This window comes from Nevskia soli (assembly GCF_903970205.1).
GTDB lineage: Bacteria > Acidobacteriota > Terriglobia > Bryobacterales > Bryobacteraceae > Bog-113.
In genome coordinates this window covers 1-16,221 of the sequence record NZ_CAJCHS010000007.1, presented here as the reverse complement: position 1 = coordinate 16,221, position 16,221 = coordinate 1, and the positions used below count along the sequence as shown (strand labels likewise).

The window sequence follows — 16,221 nt, the reverse complement described above, 5'->3', positions numbered from 1 at the left end:
CTCGGCGTTCGCAGTCATCAGAGCGCGCAGTTTGCGGCTCTCATTGGAGATGGAGACGCGGACTTCGAATGTAGTCACATTGTCTTTCTCCGTACCCATCGGAGAAATCTTGGTGACGACGCCGTTGAACTTCTGGTCTTTGAAAGACTCGACGGTGATACGCGCGGGCTGACCCAGATAGACCTTGCCGATGTCGCTCTCGTCGACTTTGCCTTTCACGTAGACTTCGTTGAGATCGCCGAGCGTCATGATGAGCGTGGCGCTCGATCCAAGCACCAGAATGGAACTCACCGCGGTGCCGACTTCCGCGTCGCGCGAGAGAACGACGCCGTCGATCGGGGCGACGATAGTCGCGTTGCGGAGGTCTTCTTCAGTCCGGGCCACGACCGCGGCCTGCTGTTCATACTGCGCTTTGGCCTTGGCGATGGCGGCGGTCGCGCTCTGCAGATTCACACGCGCGGAATTCATCTTGTTGAGAGCGATCTGATAATTCTTCTCGCTCTCATCTCTCGCGTTTTGCGCGACGAGACCCGCGGCAAACAGCTTTTGCGCGCGATCGCGATCCGATTTTAGAAACGGAACATCGGGGCCTTCGGCGTCGACCTTGTATTTCTCGTAGTCCGCCTTGGCGCTCTGCTCCTGTGCGAGCGCCACAGCGAGGGCGGCGCGTTGCTCGTCGAGCTGCGGCTGAATGTCGTTCTTATCCAGTTCGCAGATGACCTGGCCTTTGTGTACGTAATCGCCGAAGTTTACGGGGAGGCTCTGGATGATGCCGCTGGCCTTCGATTTAATTTCGACTTCACGGACGGGTTGAATTTTGCCGGTCGCGACGACGGAACGGGCCAGGTCCATCCGCTCGACTTTGGCGATTTTCTCTGGATCGATCTTGGTCGGGGTGTGGCCGACGGCCTTTAGTGTGACAAACGCGCCCAGTCCCAAAACGGGGAGTAAGAGCAGCCATAACCATCTTCTTCTTTTAGAGCGCGCCATTTTGTTCACTTCCTATTACGTGCCGGGGAGGCAAAGCGTTCGCAAAATTCCCTTCGTCGCACGTTAGTAACCTGAAACCGGATGGCTCTGGTATTGGACGGCGTGCGCGTGCGGGAAGCGATCAAAGGGGAATGCCGACCGCGGATTGCAAGGTTAATCGAACGGATCGGGCGGCCGCCGGGACTCGCGGTCATTCTGGCTGGTTCGAATCCCGCGTCGCAGGTTTATGTCGGAAGTAAGACGAGAACGGCGGCGGAACTGGGTATCTATAGTGAGACGCTCACGCCCCCGGAATCGGTGACGACGGATGAACTACTGGCGATGGTGGCTGCGTTGAATGCGCGCACGGAGATCGATGGGATTCTGATTCAGCTCCCTTTGCCTGCGCAAGTAGATGCGGCGCGGGTGTTGATGGCGGTGGACCCCGCGAAAGATGTGGATGGATTCCATCCGCTAAATGTAGGGTTATTATCGACCGGACGTCCAGGCCCGCGGCCTTGTACGCCGGCGGGGATTATTCGGATGCTGAAACATTACGAAATTCCGATGGCGGGGCGGCGGGCGGTGGTGGTGGGACGCAGCGATATTGTCGGCAAGCCGATGGCGATGTTGTTACTGGCGGAGAATGCGACGGTGACGATAGCGCATTCGCGCACGGCGGATCTGGCGGGGGTGTGCCGGGAGGCGGATTTGTTGGTGGCGGCGATCGGGCGCGCTGCGATGGTGACCAAGGAGTTTATACAGCCAGGGGCGACGGTGGTGGATGTGGGGATGAATCGGATTACATCCGCTGAAGAGGCTGCTCGCGTGTTCGGGCAGGATCCGGCGCGAATGGCTCAGTTTGAAGCGAAGGGGAGTGCGCTGGTTGGCGATGTGGATCCGCGCGCTATGGCTGAGGTTGCGGGTGCTTATACTCCGGTGCCGGGAGGCGTCGGGCCGCTAACGATTGCAATGTTGATGGTGAATACGATTGAGAGTTGCGAGCGGGCGGCGAGTCAAACCAATTGGCCACAGATGAACACGGATAAACACGGATAAGAACTGGCTAATCGCTAGTTTACCGGCGCGCTGAAAAGTCTGACCTTTGCTCGATGGCCCGTACGCAACTTAGCGTCCATCGTGAAAAGGACGGCATCGGTCGCCTCGGCCAATGCGATATAGACCGCGTCGTAAGCACTGAAGTTATGGCGCAGTTCCCAGACTCGAGGAATTAGCGGGATGTGAAGAACGCGCTCCACCGGCAGCGCTGCCAACTCGTTCAAATATTGTTGGCTATCGTGGGTATCGATCCGGCGGCCCGCATGCAAACTCCGGAGCGCACTCACCACCTCGACGTCGAGTAGATGCGGCGCGATGACGGAACCCGGATTCGCGGCGAGATCGCGCCGGAGTCCATCCGCGAACACGCCGTTTCTAAGTAGCTCGACAACCACCGAAGCGTCCAGGACGATCATCGCCCATCTCGCAGTGCGCGTATGATTTGCGCCGAACTGCGTTTCGACCGGATCGGCTTCAACTGCGCGGTACGGTCCAGCCATTCCTGCATGCTCGGACGTTCCGCCAGCTTTCCCAGTTCCCTCTTGAGGAAGTCGGACAAGCTAATGCCCTCACGAACAGCGCGGGTTTTGAGCGCGATGTGCAGCTTGTCCGGAACATCCCGTATTTGGATCATCTTCGGCATGTGATGAGTATACAAAACATGCGCCGCACATGTTGTGCGCGATCATGGCTGAGGTTACAATCACTGGAATAAGGAGAATCTCGATGCCGAATCTCACGCGCCGCTCGTTACTTCAAAAGAGTTCAATCGCTCCTGCGGCTGCACTCGCCTCTGCCGCTCTCCCGCAATCGGCCGCCGCACAAGACGCCGGAGACACTGTCTTCCATGTGTTTGCGTTTCGTTGGAAGCCGGGGACGACCGAGGCTCAGAAGGCAAGGGCTGCAAAGGATATCGCTGCGTTCCAGGGCGTCGTAACCGGGCTGCTACAGACCCACGTAGGAAATAATTTCTCGCCGAGGGGCAATGGATATACGTTCGGCGGCATCATGCATTTCAGCAATAAAGCTGCGCTCGAAGCGTATGTCAAACATCCCGCGCACCAGGCGCTGCTGAAATGGTTAGTGCCGCTGATTGAAGCGGTGGAGCTAGATATTCACGCTTAACTCGCGGTTACTTTGCGTAGCCACTCACTAACCGCGTCGACATACTGCGCAATCAGCTTCTCCAGCGAAACCGGCTCGGCCTCTGCGATTTGGCAACTGATCGCGAGCTTGTCTTCAGGAATAGCCGCCATTACGTTGAGTAAGTGCCGGTTCACGCAGACAAATAGGTCGAGCGTCTCTGTCGAATCCATTTCCGCGTACTTTTGGGCTACAACCCATGCTTTTCCTGGAACGTTCTCCGCGTGTAGCGTTCCTTGTGCAAGCGCGGCCGCGATCCAATGCTGATGCGCGATGGCCAAATCGACTAAGTGACCTAACGCCTCGGCGCGCGTCCATTCTTCACCCTGGTGTTCTTCACTTAAGACCGGTTCCGAAAACCTTGCCCGGAGCCAGTGATAGAGCTGCGGTGTCGTGGTCGAGATAGTAGCGAATAGTGATGTGACTAGCGGCGATAACTGCGGGCTGATCGCTTGCGGTATGCGAGACGTGCCGCGGGGCGGGCGCGGCGTATCTGCGGCCGGCGCCTGGCCCACCAGTTCGCGCAGGCGCTCCAGTCCCAAGCCGGCAGCCTCGAACGCCATGGCAGCGGGGCTATCCGTTTGGCGCAGTACTCCGATCACGAGATGACCTGGAGTGATGGTTCGATGGCCCAGACGCTCCGCTTCCTCGGCTCCAAAACGCAAGGCCTGCCTCGCCGCCTTGCCGATCGGAAGGTCAACCGACGTCGTAGTGGGACGGTGGGATTCCGGGTTAATGCCTTTTAGTTGTGAGCGGAGTTGCTCAGCAGTCGCGTGCGACAGCGCGGTCTTGAATATAGGATCTCCGCGTAAAGCACCGAGTAGCAGATCCTCGAGTTCGATGTAAGCGGCACCCCTCTGACTGGCCTCATATCGGGCAAAGAAGATCAAGCGGCGAGCTTTTTCGTTGTAGCGTTCAAACATAACTAAAACCAGCCGCTCCGATAGACGATCCACCAACTTAGGAATAAGATTGGAAACGTTGCGGCGACTCCCCACCAGAAGGGCAGAACGATCTCAGCGCCCAGGCTCAGTACGGTGAATGTGAGCCAGAACATCTTTCGTTCCATAACTTCAGTCTACAGGTGACGAGGAGCGCCGGTTATTAAACGCTTTTTCCCGTGACACCGTAAGTGCGCGGCCGCCGCCGATAGATGCCGATCGTCGTCCAGATCTCAGTTTCGCCCGCATGTAGAGCCGCGCTATATGGATCGCATCGCCCGCTCGCAACGGGACGTCGACCGGAAGGGGCCGGAAGAGCTCAATGGCACACCTTTCGCATGTCCGGCAGCCGCTCCTTGGGTTTCTGCTTCAAAATGGGCCGCAACTCCGCCACGGGTTCGCCCCGGCACTCAATGACGATCACTTCTCATTCAGCGGCTTCACGCACGAGCGCGCAAGTGCGGCGGCGAGTTCCTGGACCGAAGGGATCCTCATGCTCCACATTCTGGCACTCGGTCGCTGGCAGATAATGTACGTGCTGCCACTATGCGCCTGTCCGCGATCCAGACATGCTAAAAGTCGGACTTACCGGCGGATTAGCATGCGGCAAAACTTTCGTCGCCCATGAACTCCGGCGGCTCGGTTGTCACGTGATCCACGCCGACGATCTTGGACATGAGGTACTTGCGTCTTCGGGCGAAGCTTATGGCCCGGTCGTCGAACTTTTCGGTACTGAAATCCTGGACGGCAGCGGCGAGATCGACCGCGCACGAGTTGCATCGATCGTCTTCCACGACCCGGCGAAACTCGCTGCGCTGAACGCTATCGTCCATCCCGCGGTTCGCCGGCGCAAGGACGAAATCTTCGCCGCGATCGCCGCGGTTGAGCCCGATGCCATCGCGGTGATGGAAGCCGCGATTCTTATCGAAACCGGCATCTACCGCGATTACGACAAGCTCGTCGTCGTCTACTGCCGGCCGGCGTTACAGATCGAGCGCGCACTCCATCGCGATCCGCTTACTACCGAAGAGGCTGTTCGCGCCCGCCTCGCGCGCCAGATGCCGATCGATGAAAAGCGCAGATTCGCCGACTTCCTGATCGATAGCTCCGGTCCGAAAGAAAACACTCTTCGTCAAACCAGTGATGTCTATCACGCTTTGCGAAAGCTGTTAAACGCAAGCTGCAAAAATAGAGGCGTATGAAAGCGAGAAGTCTGTTACTTGCCGCGATGCTCATCGGAAGCTTCATGTATGTGACGTCGCGCGCGGATTTTCATCTGGGCCGCTACCTGAAACCGATCTCGCCCGTTGGCCAGCTTTGGACCGGACCGGACATCGCGCACGGCGCAGGGTTCGGCACGGACGAGCAGAATAACATCGATATCTATAAGACGGCGCACCTGGCGACCGTCAACATCACGAGCATCGTGATGCAGAGGAACTGGTTTCTTGCTGTCGTGCCGGCGAAAGGGACAGGTTCGGGAATCATCATTAACGAGGACGGAATGATTCTCACGAATAACCATGTCGTCCGGGGCAGTCGAGAGGTTACGGTTACGCTGGCGAATGGCCGCAAGCAGTATAAAGCGCGCGTGCTCGGCGCCGATTCCCACAACGATATTGCCCTGCTGCAGATCAACGCCGCGACCAAGCTACCTTACCTTCACCTGGGTAGTTCCGATAACTTGCAGGTCGGTCAGAAGGTGCTCGCGATTGGCAATCCGTTCGGGTTATCAGGAACACTGACTACCGGCGTCATAAGTTCGCTCGGGCGGACGCTCGGCGACGAACAATCCGAAGGCCGGTTAGAAGATCTGATCCAGACGGACGCGGCCATTAACCCCGGGAACTCCGGTGGTCCGCTGCTCGATTCCCGCGGCGAGGTGATCGGGATCAACACCGCGATCTATGGCAACGGCGGTAGTTCCGAAGGCGGTAACATCGGCATTGGTTTCGCTATGCCGATCAACAAGGCTAAAGAGATCATTGAAGAGTACCGCACGCGCGGGCACATCGCCCGGCCTACTTTGGGGGCGCAGGCAGTTCATGTTGAAGGCGATCTTGCCGAGGAACTCGGAATGCCCCGTAGCGGCGGACTGCTGGTGCAGCGCATCGATGATGGTTCTCCCGCGGAGGAGGCCGGACTGCGGCCGCCGCGACAAGTGGTGATTGTGGGCAACTATCAGCTCGGCGTTGGGGGTGACTTGATTACGGCGATCGATGGCAAGGCAGTAACTTCCGATGCCGATCTCGATCGCGCGGTCAACCGCAAACACGCCGGTGACCAGCTGCGCCTGACCGTTTGGCGCGGCGGCCGCAGTCAGGAAGTTACAGTCACTCTGGGCGCCGCACCCGAGGTACTCTAACATGCCGAAGCCTTCAATCGCGATCGGGATGGTCGGCTATAAGTTCATGGGCAAGGCCCATTCGAACGCATACCGCCAGATCAATCAGTTCTTCGACCTGCCGTTGCGTACGCGGTTGAAGACTATCGTCGGCCGCGACGCCAACAAAGTTGCAGCTATGGCGGAACGCTGGGGATGGGAGACATCGACCGACGATTGGCGGCGCGTGATTGACGATCCGGAGATCCGAATTGTAGATATCTGCTCGCCCAACAACACGCACTACGAAGTAGCGCTGGCTGCCCTGGATGCGGGCAAGATCGTCGCCTGTGAGAAACCGCTGGCGATGAACGGCGCACAAGCGCGTGAGATGGCCGCGGCTGCGCGCGGCAAGATCAATACGGTCTGGTTCAACTACCGGCGCGTTCCCGCCATCGCTTTCGCGCGGCAGTTGATCGATGAAGGGCGCATTGGACGGATCTTTCATTTTCGCGCCTTGTATCTGCAGGATTGGACACTTGACCCATCCGTGCCGCTACTCTGGCGGATGGATAAAGACGTTGCGGGATCGGGAGTAACCGGCGATCTGCACTCGCACATCGTCGACCTATCGAACTATCTCGCGGGTGAGATTACCGCGGTCGCGGGCACGAGCCGGATCTTCGTCAACGAACGCAGCCGTCCCGAAGGTGGAGCATCGAAGGTCGAGATCGAAGATGCGTCTATCTTCGTCGCCAAGTACGCGGATGGGGCGATTGGGCACTTTGAAGCCACGCGCTTCGCGAATGGCCGCAAGAACGGGAATACCTTCGAAATTAACGGCGAACATGGAAGCTTGTACTTCGACCTGGAAGATATGTCGCGCCTTTGGTACTTTGACTCGCGCGAGCCGAAACACATTCAGGGCTGGCGCAAGATTTCGGTCTGGGAAGAGATGCATCCGTATATGAAGCAATGGTGGGTGCCGGGCTGCGCCATCGGTTACGAACATACCTTCGGCAACCAGGCGGCGGACCTGATCGCGGCAGTAGCGGCGGATCGTCCGATGAAGCCGGACTTCGACGACGGCCTGCGCTGTCAGCTGGTTTTGGATGCGGTGCTCGAGGCGTGTGAGTCGGACCGCTGGGTGACGGTTGTGAAGCAATAGGGAATAGAATAGGTAGCGCCAGGAGCTGATATGAAAATCTCGTTAGGCAGTTGGGCATTCTCGTTCGGTCCTTACACTTCTCATCCCGTGTCATTTGAAGACACCGCCAGGCGGCTCGCGAAGGCCGGCTATGATGGCATTGAAATCTGCGGATTTCCGCCGCACGTAACGTTGGATAAGTACGCGACCGCTGGATCACGCGGCGAGCTGGTCCGCTTTCTGAGAGACCTCCACCTAGGGATCTCGGGGTACGCCGCGGATTTCTCCAGCGTCAATCCCGTGGCCGAAGGCAACGAGCGCCGCTATCTCGACCTATTCCGCCGCAACGTCGACTTGTGCGTCGGGATCGGATGTCCGACCATTCGCGTCGATACGGTGGCGGCTCCCGGATCAGTTTCAATCGAAGAGTACGATCCGTCATTTCGAAGGACGGCGGTGACGTGGAACAAGGCTGCGCAGATTGCTCAAGAAGCGGGCATTCGCATGGTGTGGGAATTCGAGCCCGGATTCCTTTTTAACAAGCCGTCGGAGATTCTAAGGATGCATCAGGAAGTCGGACACGCGAATTTCCTGATCATGTTCGATACTTCGCATGCTTATATGTGCGGAGTCGTGGGAGCCCGGCAGCAAGGGGCGAAAGATATCCTGATCGGCGGAGTCGATGAGTTCCTGACTAAGCTGCAGGGCCGCATCGGAGCGATCCATCTGATCGACAGCGACGGCACCCTCCATAACGACGAAACCAGCACGCACGCACCGTTTGGCGAAGGTCACGTCGATTTCGATGCGCTCGCGCCTAAGCTGTTGCAAGTGCCGTATATCGATTGGTGGACGATCGATATGTGCTTCTGGGACGGGGCTTGGGATTTGGTCGAATCGAGCCGGGAGTTTGTTGCGAAGTTACTGACCCGTCACGTAGCGTTCGCCTGAAGGCAACTCATGGGTTGACCTTCAGATAATTACCGTAGCCGACGACTATAGTCGAACTTACCAACAGAAATAAGCCGGCAGTTACAAGCCACTTCGTTCGGCGGCTGGTTCCACGCCACTCTTTGAGCACTAATCCCCATAATGTGGCGAAGATAATGATTGACGCCATGTGTAGCGTCCAACTGGAGAAGTCGTACTTACCCATTTTGGTCTGGCCCATGGAGTAGAAAAAGAATTGGAAATACCAGATCACGCCGGCCAATGCTGCCAGAAGATAGTTAGAGATCAGAGTTCTCGCCGGGAGTTTCGCATAGGTGGGATCGCTCCGGCCCGCGTGCATGGGGTTTTTGCCCGGCTCGCCGGCGAACTGGCGGAATGAATGGTTCTTCGCGATCAGGATAACCGACCAGATGAAGTTGGTCGCGAACCCTCCCCAGAGGACGACGATAAGGACGGGAAGGTTCTGCCATAGATCGAGCCGCTGATGGGCGATGAGTTCGGTTTTGGCGATTTGTCCGATCGGGGCTCCGGCTTTGAGGCCGAAGGCAAAGAACGAACTCATGATGCCGGCGAAGATTGCTACCGCGATACCCTTTCCAAAAGAGTAGTCCGATTCCCCGGCTTCGGCTTTGTCCTCGGGAGTCACTTCTCTTTCCTTCGATAACCCGGCAAGTCCGTTTACTGCTACCGCGATCAAACAGAGTAAAACGCCGCCGAGAATGATGCGGCCTGACGTTTCCGTCGCGATCGCGCGGATCGAGCCGTCATAAATCGGCGGAATCAGAGTACCGAACGCCGTGCAAAGGCCGAGAGCGATGGCATAGCCGAGGGCAATGCCGAGATATCGGATAGCGAGACCAAAGGTAAGTCCGCCAACGCCCCAAAGCGCGCCCCACAAGATCGCGAATCCGATGCTGGAATGCGGCGCGGCTTCAAGAACTCCCCATAGGTTCGGAACAAGTAGGCTAGCGAGAACTATAGGAGCAACGATCCAGGCGGCAAAGCCTTGAATGAGCCAGTAAATTTCCCACGACCAACGATTGATGCCGCGGAACGGTATGAAGTTGGTGGCGGAGGCGAACCCGCCGATCCAATGATAGATAACGCCGACGAGCGGGTTCGGTCCCAATTGTTCCCTTTATGTGTCGAGTAAGTGCAAGGCTCGGAAGAAGTACGTGGGCGTGCAGCTCCACGCATGGCAAAAGCTGTTGATGTGAACATCGCCGTACGGAGAAAACGTCGAGTCGTTCGGGTCGAACGCCTCCCAGAAGGTATCGGCGCCGTCGTCAACCATACGCCCCCAGTAGCTCTTGATTAGTTCCAGAGCTTGCTGACGCATCCCACAAACAACCATCGCTTCGACTACGTGGTGGTACAGATAAGCCGTCGTGGGCTGCGTTGACGTTTTGTCCTCGATAACAGCGCGCCGTAGCGCCCCGGCCGCTTCTTCTCTGGAGAGACACCCGGCCAGGGTAAGCCACGCCTGGGACGCCCACGATATCTGCTGCTTAGCACCGCTGACGCAGACGCCCTTTGCCGTATTGTAGTAGTGTTGGTGCGCGGCGGCCGTCATTTCATCCAGTCGCCGGGAAAGCGGCTTGACCTGTTCCGAGTTACCCGTCAGCTGCGCTAGCTCACATAGGCGGCGGCCCGAATAGATAATCACCCCTTGCATAGAAGCGCTGCGGTCAAGCGACATGTTCCAGTCGATAAATGCCCAGTATCCCTTGGGTGCCTGAAATAGCCCTTGATCATCCACCATCTTTAGTAGAAGTTCGATTTGGCGATAAGCAACCGGCCAGAGCTCTTTTGCCGCCGCCAAGTCGTTGGACGCCTGCAAGTAGTCTAAAACGATCGAGCCGTATAATGCCGCGTAGTCGAGGATAAACGTCTCCGTCGTCGATGGCGCCGGTTTTTCAAAAACGCAGGCGGGGAGAAAGCCATCGCTCTCGCGAGGCAGTCCCGCAAAAAGATATAAGCAACGCTTCACCAGATCATGATTCGGCATGGTCACATAACTGGCACGCGCCTGAAGGCGAAGATCCCCGATCCACAATCGCTGATCACGGCGTGGGCCGTCCTCGAAGGTAGTCTGCATGCAGTCTCGAAGGGTTGCAATACTAACCTCATCGACCCGTCGAATCCATTCAGGCGTGGAAATTGCGAGTGGCGCGGGCTGGCTTGACGCGGAGGTTAGCGCGATCGCATGCGTATCGAAAAACCTCACCCCGAAGTTTGGTGACGTGTCGAGTACTTCAACCTTGACGAAACGAAAAGCATAGCGCCGGGGCATTCGGACGGTCTGGGGAAGGAAGTCGATCGTGATGATTTCTTCCGGCAGCCACGAGCTACTCAGTGATCCCTTGTACGGATAGAGCGGTTCCGCAACATCGCCCGGCACTTCGCCGAACGTGACCTTGAGCCGCACCGGCGCATCGATGGATGAACCCTCTCCAACCAGCTTGAAGCCGAAGTGTCCGGTACGATGCCCGCCAAAGTCGAGGATGAACTGGTCTCCCTTGCGTAGAAGGCGTTTGGGAAGATCCGAACCATGCGCTTCAACATCCATTCGCCATCGAAGATATCGGGATGGATCACTTATGGGCTTAACGACGGCGAGCGGCGACTGGAGTGTTTCGTTGAGTCGCGGCTTCAGCGTCTCGGCGTAAGCTACCCACCGGGTCCTCGTCGCTTCTTGAGCGCCGGCGGGAGTCCACGCCTCAACCGCAGCGCCAAGCATCGGCACGACGGCGGCCTGGCAAAACCTACTGATCGCGGAACGTCGGGTTGGCCCATGAGATCGGGCTTGTTCAGGTCGCATACCCGGTACACGAGGTATTATACTTGCGGCCACGTAACGGGCGATTTGGCTTCGAAAGTGTTCGAGAGGCAGCGAATGCGACTGACCACGGTTATCTTCGCACTTACTCTTCCGGCGCTGGCGCAGTTTCGGACCACCGTGCCGCTGGTACTTGCGCCGACTACCGTCACTGATTCCAAACACCATTTCGTCGACGGGCTAACTACGGATGACCTGGTCCTATACGACAACAATGTGCCGCAGACAATACAGATGGACTGGTCGACTTATCCGATCGATCTGGTTGTCGCCGTTCAAGCGAGCGAAAATTCCGGAGCGGTGATCGACAAACTGGGTGGGAGCGGCATCCTGCTCAGCCAGCTGTTAGCCGCGGACGCCGGAGAAACCGCGGTAATCTCATTCAGCGACGAAGTAAAGTTAAGGCAGGATTTCACGGATAATCCCGACGCTGTAAGTCACGCCTTGCGAATGTTGCGCAAAGAAGGCGGCAATGCCTGCACGCTGGATGCTCTGCGGCAAGCGATAGTTATGTTGGAGGCGCGCCCCGCAGGACGACGAAAGATCATCTTCATCATCGGCGAGAAGCGCGATCGCCACAGTAAGTCCGCGTTGCCGGACGTCATGGAGCGCATACAAAAGCTGAACGCGACGGTTTACTGGGCGACCTACTCTCCGTTTCTGCAACCTTTTACCACCAAGCCGAAAACAGCCGAAGACCTGAAGCCGATCGACGAGCGCACGAAGACCCGTCCGTGCGATCTATGCGCTGGACCGGACGACACCGCGGTTCCATTTGACCCCGGTCCGGGAAGTCCCATGTACGCGATCGGGGAGCTGATACGTCTGACCAAACCCGACCTGTCAAGCTTGTTTACCAAAGTAACCGGCGGCCGGACATTGAGCTTTCTGAAAAAGAATGCTTTGGAACAGGCGATACAACTAATCGGAGAAGAGGTGCATCGCCAGTACATCCTAAGCTTTCAGCCGGCGGGCGGGGAAGCCGGGCATTTTCATTCCATCCGCGTCGAAGTAAAAGACAGGCCGGAACTGCACGCGAAAACCCGGCAGGGTTACTGGGCTTTACCGTAGCGCCGCGATCAACGCGCCCGTCTCTTTCAGAAGTGCCAGGCGTGCTCGCTCCGCGGCAAACTGCGCATCGTAGAACGCCAGCCATTTCTCATTCTCCACAACGCGCGCTTCTTCCAGCTGCCGTAACGAGGCGCGCCCCTCCTTCATCTGCGACATCACCACGCTTAGCGCTTCCCGTGCGTAGTCCAGATCGGCATCCGCCAGTTCTTTCGCGGTCTGCACTTTGCGTAGTTGCTGATACTGCTGATGGATGTTGAGTTCAATCTGGTTCTTCGTGCTGTTATATTCGGCCCGCAACTTAGCCGTATCTTCCAGTGCTTGATTCACCTGAGCACTAATGGCAGGCCCGGGGAGTAGAGGCACGGAAATCGCAACTCCCAACTCTGTGTTGTTCTTCTGGAATTTTTGATAGTACTCGTTCAAGTGATTGAAAGTCGAGAACAGAGCGTACTCAGCAACGAGATCGACACGCGGGAGGCGCTGCGCCTTCGCCGCTTTCGCGTCCAATCCCTTCGCGATCATAGCCGACTCGAGCCGGCGCAGATCTTTGTTGGCTGTAACTGCCGCAGCCAAAGCTGCCTCTTCGGTTTCCACAACATCCGCCTGCAGCATTTCTTCATCGACCGGAATCACCTTATCTTCGGCCGTGTAACCAAGGATGATAGCCAAAGATCGCTCGCCGTAGTCAAGATCATCCTGGACGGTTTCGTATCTCTGTTGCGCGCGTTTCACTTCAACGGTGGCGCGTTTATCTTCAAGCGGCAGTTCGTAGCCGGCGTCCACGCGCGCTTTCGCTGTCTGTTCGACGCTTACGAAGCTCTCCACTTGCTTCTCGCTGATACTCCGCAGTTGCGCGGCGCGCTGAACATCGAGATAGAGCGAGGCGGTCCGAAACGCAATATCGTCGCGCTTGGCAGCTGTGACCCATTGCGCACCGCGGGCATGCTCGCGAGCCTGCGCCAACAAATAAGTCTGTTGCTTGTTGAAGATGAATTCGTTGGCTTTCGCGTTGACGACGGACGGTGCGGAGCCTTCTACACTTTGAGGGAATCCGTCGGTGTACGCGAGTCCGCTGCCGACATCCAGCCTTGGGATGAAAGGATCGCGTGCTAGCCGTATACCTTGGGCGGCTTTTTGTTCATCGAGTCGCGCCATGACCACTTCCGGATTTTGGGCGAGCGCGCGGGCAACGGCTTGCTTAAGGGTTAATGAGTACGTTTCGGCGCTCGCGCACGCCGCGGCGCAACACAGTAACAGTAAGGAACGGAACATTGCTCCATTGTGAAGCATGTTCCTTAGTAAGGAGGCTATTCACTCCAAACGGCCAGTTCGTTTCCGCTCGGATCCAGAAACCCGAACCGTCGTCCGCCGGGAAACTCGAAGATCGCTTTAACGATCTTCCCGCCGGCTTGCTCTACCTTAGCAAGCGTACCCGCCAGATCCGTCGAGTACAGCACCACGAGAGGACCGGCTCCGGACTGCGGTTTCGATTCCGTCCAGAACCCGCCGGCTAACCTCCCGTCCTGGAAGCTTGTGTACTCTGGACCGTAATCTTCAAACTTCCACCCGAAAACGTCCGTATAGAACTTCTTTGTTGCCGGCAGGTCACTGGCGGGAAATTCGATGTAGTCGATGCGATGGTGTTGGTCAGCTTGGCTCATTTATAGTTATCCTCGCACTTTGTGGAACCCGATCCGGTCCATTGCGTCCCGGATTTCCGGATTCTTCATAAACCACTTCCAAACATAGCCGCCGCGCGCATTTTCCGCGCTAAGTAGAATAATGCCTTGGTCGATCCCGATGATTTCCGGGTTATACCAGTTGGTCAGCGGATTAAACGCATCCGTGAATCCGTAATGGCCGTAAGCTTTCTCGCCGAACTGCGCCCGCATGTTGCGCAAATCAGCCAATGCGAGCTGCGGCGTAAGCATGAGCGATCCGCCCGGCGCGCACGGAACCAGTGTCCCGTCGATTCGGTTATCCGCCGGAGGTCCACCCCAAATACGGTAGCCGGTCACACTATCGGACGCGGTTACTCCCCATAAGTTCGGGCCGTAATCCGGAAACTTGTTGCGTAGGTTAATGCAGAGATCGCGATTCACTTCCGTGGCAATAATGGCGTTTTCGAACCAATTGATATCGGAGGGCGCGGCTTCTTCAAGCCCCCGGAAATCGATCCAGGCGTGAGAGTATTGCTGCGTGAATAAAGGTCCGTCGTTAATAAAAGTGTACTTCTCGTAAGTCACTTTGGGGCGCGCCCAGGCGTACCAACTCTTCGCCGGAATCGGATGAGTGGGGGATGCGATGGCCAGCATATAGAGAATCATGTGCTCGCTGTAGGTGTCCCAGTTACTCTTCAACAAACCGACTTCCGGACGCCAGCCGTGCGACAGAATGCCGCGCTTGTCCAGCAGCCACGTAAAATCCACGTTGCCATAGATCAGATCCGCGAGTTGCGCGATCTCGCGATCTTTGGCGAAACGCTGGCGGACCGTCAGGACCCCAGCGAGCAAGAGCGCGGTGTCAATGGAAGAGACTTCGGAGCCGCGGACGCGCTCTCCCGATTGAGGGTCCAGCCAGTGATAGAAGAACCCGTTCTTCCCGGGCGCCTGGTAGGCGAAAAAGTGCAGCGTGTTGCGGACGCGATCTTTCAGCAAAGTTTCCGGTATCCAATGATGATCCGCGGCGACCGCCATAGCGGTTAGTCCGAAACCGGTAGCCGCGATGCTGGCCGCGTAGCGATCCGTGTTCGGCGGGATCGAGCCGTCCACTAAGGAGCGGTCGCGGACTAAGCCCGTATTCGGGTCCGCTTGCTCCCAGAAGTAGAGAAACGCCCGGTGGCTTAGGTCATCCAGAAAATTGGCGTCCGTATCGAGCACGCGCGCCACGATGGGCGGCGTGAGGTTATTCAGACTAGTTCGTTCCGCCGCACATCCTTGTAACAACAGGAAGGCAAGCGCGGCAGACAAGGCCTGGCGCCACACTTGTTTCAGCTTACCGAGAGATCTCAATCAACGCGAGACTCTTGGGAGGCAAAGTCAGGATTTGCCGCCAGTCGAAATCGATCGGCTCGGGCATGGTTGCGGCCACGCGCAAACGCCCCTGCTCCTCGCGCGACGGGAAATGCGGGCTCCCCATTTCCTCCCACGTGCGCAGCGGCGATCCGTGATCGCGATCCACGATCGTGATTCTGGCCTTGGCCGCTGGACTTAGATTGCTGACGTCGAACTTATACTCGCGATTGGAACCGTTCTCTTCCGCCTCAGCGTAGTTCCAGACGGCCATCACGATGGTCCCGTCAGCGCGTTTCGTCACGAGCGCGTCCGGCGACGGGTTATCCAGACGATCGAAACCGAGCCGGTGCAGCAACGCGAAAGCATTAAAGGCAGCCTTAGGGATGTTACCCGCCGCACTTAGACCGTATCCTCCATAAAACGGTTGTTTCACTACGCCTTGTTCCTCGAACACGTCGGACACGCACCAGTACGACATGGTATTGACCAGTCCGTCCGACGCCGCAATCGTATGCGCCAGCCATGGACCCATGAACGGCGAGTCGGTTACGTTCACTTGATTCATGTAAGTCGCGTTGTACTCAGTCCAGTGAATCTCGACATTGGGAAGAGGCGAATGCTTCACCTGATCGTATACTTTGCGGACAGCGCGCGCGACCATGTCTGCCCTCCCGATCGTTTCGTCCGTGCCGAAGACGTCGTGCGAGGAATCGTTCCCATAAACGTGCGTGGAGACGAAATCCACCGGTATTTTATTCTTCGCG

Annotated in this window: 18 protein-coding genes; 7 read left to right on the top strand and 11 right to left on the bottom strand. The window is 57.4% G+C overall.

The window, feature by feature from the left end; translation table 11 throughout:
* The coding region (locus H1Y01_RS00365; RefSeq protein ID WP_180538110.1) for an efflux RND transporter periplasmic adaptor subunit at positions 1–990 on the bottom strand (990 nt) is incomplete at its 3' end.
* A gap of 81 nt (positions 991–1,071) precedes the next feature.
* On the opposite strand from H1Y01_RS00365, the gene folD reads away from it, so the two are divergent.
* Complete coding sequence (gene folD / locus H1Y01_RS00360; RefSeq protein WP_180538109.1) at positions 1,072–2,028, top strand: bifunctional methylenetetrahydrofolate dehydrogenase/methenyltetrahydrofolate cyclohydrolase FolD; 957 nt, start codon at positions 1,072–1,074, stop codon at positions 2,026–2,028.
* A gap of 14 nt (positions 2,029–2,042) precedes the next feature.
* Here folD and H1Y01_RS00355 read toward each other — a convergent pair whose 3' ends face one another.
* Positions 2,043–2,444: a type II toxin-antitoxin system VapC family toxin gene (locus H1Y01_RS00355; protein WP_180538108.1), complete on the bottom strand. Its 402-nt coding sequence runs from the start codon at positions 2,442–2,444 to the stop codon at positions 2,043–2,045.
* A complete protein-coding gene (locus tag H1Y01_RS00350) occupies positions 2,441–2,671 on the bottom strand; it encodes a hypothetical protein (RefSeq protein ID WP_180538107.1) in 231 nt (76 codons plus the stop codon). The genes H1Y01_RS00355 and H1Y01_RS00350 overlap by 4 nt, the downstream gene beginning before the upstream one ends.
* A gap of 83 nt (positions 2,672–2,754) precedes the next feature.
* Here H1Y01_RS00350 and H1Y01_RS00345 point away from each other — a divergent pair, with 83 nt between their 5' ends.
* The gene (locus H1Y01_RS00345; protein ID WP_180538106.1) at positions 2,755–3,153 is read left to right on the top strand and encodes a Dabb family protein; all 399 of its coding nucleotides are present in this window, start codon (positions 2,755–2,757) and stop codon (positions 3,151–3,153) included.
* Here the strand turns inward: H1Y01_RS00345 and H1Y01_RS00340 are convergent.
* Positions 3,150–4,094: a Clp protease N-terminal domain-containing protein gene (locus H1Y01_RS00340; RefSeq protein ID WP_180538105.1), complete on the bottom strand. Its 945-nt coding sequence runs from the start codon at positions 4,092–4,094 to the stop codon at positions 3,150–3,152. The two genes, H1Y01_RS00345 and H1Y01_RS00340, sit on opposite strands and share 4 nt — an antisense overlap.
* Positions 4,095–4,096: 2 nt before the next feature.
* Positions 4,097–4,240, bottom strand: a complete 144-nt coding sequence (locus tag H1Y01_RS00335) for a hypothetical protein (RefSeq protein ID WP_180538104.1) — start codon at positions 4,238–4,240, stop codon at positions 4,097–4,099.
* A gap of 441 nt (positions 4,241–4,681) precedes the next feature.
* Between H1Y01_RS00335 and coaE the strand changes: the two genes are divergently transcribed.
* Genes coaE through H1Y01_RS00315 form a run of 4 tightly spaced genes read left to right on the top strand, consistent with a single transcriptional unit; the run spans position 4,682 to position 8,533 of the window.
* Positions 4,682–5,314 carry a dephospho-CoA kinase gene (gene coaE / locus H1Y01_RS00330; RefSeq protein WP_180538103.1) on the top strand — a complete coding sequence of 211 codons (633 nt, stop codon included), beginning with the start codon at positions 4,682–4,684 and terminating at the stop codon, positions 5,312–5,314.
* Positions 5,311–6,477: a S1C family serine protease gene (locus H1Y01_RS00325; RefSeq protein ID WP_180538102.1), complete on the top strand. Its 1,167-nt coding sequence runs from the start codon at positions 5,311–5,313 to the stop codon at positions 6,475–6,477. Before coaE ends, H1Y01_RS00325 begins: the two co-directional genes overlap by 4 nt.
* A 1-nt stretch (position 6,478) precedes the next feature.
* A complete protein-coding gene (locus H1Y01_RS00320; protein ID WP_180538101.1) occupies positions 6,479–7,603 on the top strand; it encodes a Gfo/Idh/MocA family protein in 1,125 nt (374 codons plus the stop codon).
* A gap of 30 nt (positions 7,604–7,633) precedes the next feature.
* Positions 7,634–8,533, top strand: a complete 900-nt coding sequence (locus tag H1Y01_RS00315; protein ID WP_180538100.1) for a sugar phosphate isomerase/epimerase family protein — start codon at positions 7,634–7,636, stop codon at positions 8,531–8,533.
* Positions 8,534–8,540: 7 nt separating this feature from the next.
* On the opposite strand, the gene H1Y01_RS00310 is transcribed toward H1Y01_RS00315, so the two are convergent.
* Together H1Y01_RS00310 and H1Y01_RS00305 are read right to left on the bottom strand one after the other, a co-directional pair.
* A complete protein-coding gene (locus tag H1Y01_RS00310; RefSeq protein ID WP_180538099.1) occupies positions 8,541–9,662 on the bottom strand; it encodes an L-rhamnose/proton symporter RhaT in 1,122 nt (373 codons plus the stop codon).
* A gap of 9 nt (positions 9,663–9,671) precedes the next feature.
* Positions 9,672–11,273 carry a glycoside hydrolase gene (locus H1Y01_RS00305; RefSeq protein ID WP_367399752.1) on the bottom strand — a complete coding sequence of 534 codons (1,602 nt, stop codon included), beginning with the start codon at positions 11,271–11,273 and terminating at the stop codon, positions 9,672–9,674.
* Positions 11,274–11,429: 156 nt separating this feature from the next.
* Here H1Y01_RS00305 and H1Y01_RS00300 point away from each other — a divergent pair, with 156 nt between their 5' ends.
* The gene (locus tag H1Y01_RS00300) at positions 11,430–12,443 is read left to right on the top strand and encodes a VWA domain-containing protein (RefSeq protein ID WP_180538097.1); all 1,014 of its coding nucleotides are present in this window, start codon (positions 11,430–11,432) and stop codon (positions 12,441–12,443) included.
* On the opposite strand, the gene H1Y01_RS00295 is transcribed toward H1Y01_RS00300, so the two are convergent.
* From H1Y01_RS00295 to H1Y01_RS00280, 4 genes are all read right to left on the bottom strand, one after another.
* Entirely contained in the window at positions 12,435–13,715 is a 1,281-nt protein-coding gene (locus tag H1Y01_RS00295) for a TolC family protein (RefSeq protein WP_180538096.1), read from the bottom strand. The two genes, H1Y01_RS00300 and H1Y01_RS00295, sit on opposite strands and share 9 nt — an antisense overlap.
* Before the next feature lie 35 nt (positions 13,716–13,750).
* On the bottom strand, positions 13,751–14,104 hold the full coding sequence (locus H1Y01_RS00290; RefSeq protein WP_180538095.1) for a VOC family protein: 354 nt from the start codon (positions 14,102–14,104) through the stop codon (positions 13,751–13,753).
* Between the two features lie 6 nt (positions 14,105–14,110).
* Entirely contained in the window at positions 14,111–15,454 is a 1,344-nt protein-coding gene (locus tag H1Y01_RS00285) for a glucoamylase family protein (RefSeq protein WP_180538094.1), read from the bottom strand.
* On the bottom strand, positions 15,438–16,221 hold a 784-nt coding region (locus H1Y01_RS00280), incomplete at its 5' end, for a GH39 family glycosyl hydrolase (protein ID WP_219341144.1). The genes H1Y01_RS00285 and H1Y01_RS00280, both read right to left, overlap by 17 nt.

What these genes read in the sequence shown, in the direction of transcription:
- H1Y01_RS00315 (WP_180538100.1), top strand. Translation starts at nt 7,634, where the DNA reads ATGAAAATCTCGTTAGGCAGTTGGGCATTCTCGTTCGGTCCTTACACT.
- H1Y01_RS00295 (WP_180538096.1), bottom strand. Translation starts at nt 13,715, where the DNA reads ATGTTCCGTTCCTTACTGTTACTGTGTTGCGCCGCGGCGTGCGCGAGC.
- H1Y01_RS00325 (WP_180538102.1), top strand. Translation starts at nt 5,311, where the DNA reads ATGAAAGCGAGAAGTCTGTTACTTGCCGCGATGCTCATCGGAAGCTTC.
- folD (WP_180538109.1), top strand. Translation starts at nt 1,072, where the DNA reads ATGGCTCTGGTATTGGACGGCGTGCGCGTGCGGGAAGCGATCAAAGGG.
- H1Y01_RS00290 (WP_180538095.1), bottom strand. Translation starts at nt 14,104, where the DNA reads ATGAGCCAAGCTGACCAACACCATCGCATCGACTACATCGAATTTCCC.
- H1Y01_RS00320 (WP_180538101.1), top strand. Translation starts at nt 6,479, where the DNA reads ATGCCGAAGCCTTCAATCGCGATCGGGATGGTCGGCTATAAGTTCATG.
- H1Y01_RS00350 (WP_180538107.1), bottom strand. Translation starts at nt 2,671, where the DNA reads ATGCCGAAGATGATCCAAATACGGGATGTTCCGGACAAGCTGCACATC.
- H1Y01_RS00305 (WP_367399752.1), bottom strand. Translation starts at nt 11,273, where the DNA reads ATGCTTGGCGCTGCGGTTGAGGCGTGGACTCCCGCCGGCGCTCAAGAA.
- H1Y01_RS00355 (WP_180538108.1), bottom strand. Translation starts at nt 2,444, where the DNA reads ATGATCGTCCTGGACGCTTCGGTGGTTGTCGAGCTACTTAGAAACGGC.
- coaE (WP_180538103.1), top strand. Translation starts at nt 4,682, where the DNA reads ATGCTAAAAGTCGGACTTACCGGCGGATTAGCATGCGGCAAAACTTTC.
- H1Y01_RS00345 (WP_180538106.1), top strand. Translation starts at nt 2,755, where the DNA reads ATGCCGAATCTCACGCGCCGCTCGTTACTTCAAAAGAGTTCAATCGCT.
- H1Y01_RS00335 (WP_180538104.1), bottom strand. Translation starts at nt 4,240, where the DNA reads ATGGAACGAAAGATGTTCTGGCTCACATTCACCGTACTGAGCCTGGGC.
- H1Y01_RS00340 (WP_180538105.1), bottom strand. Translation starts at nt 4,094, where the DNA reads ATGTTTGAACGCTACAACGAAAAAGCTCGCCGCTTGATCTTCTTTGCC.
- H1Y01_RS00300 (WP_180538097.1), top strand. Translation starts at nt 11,430, where the DNA reads ATGCGACTGACCACGGTTATCTTCGCACTTACTCTTCCGGCGCTGGCG.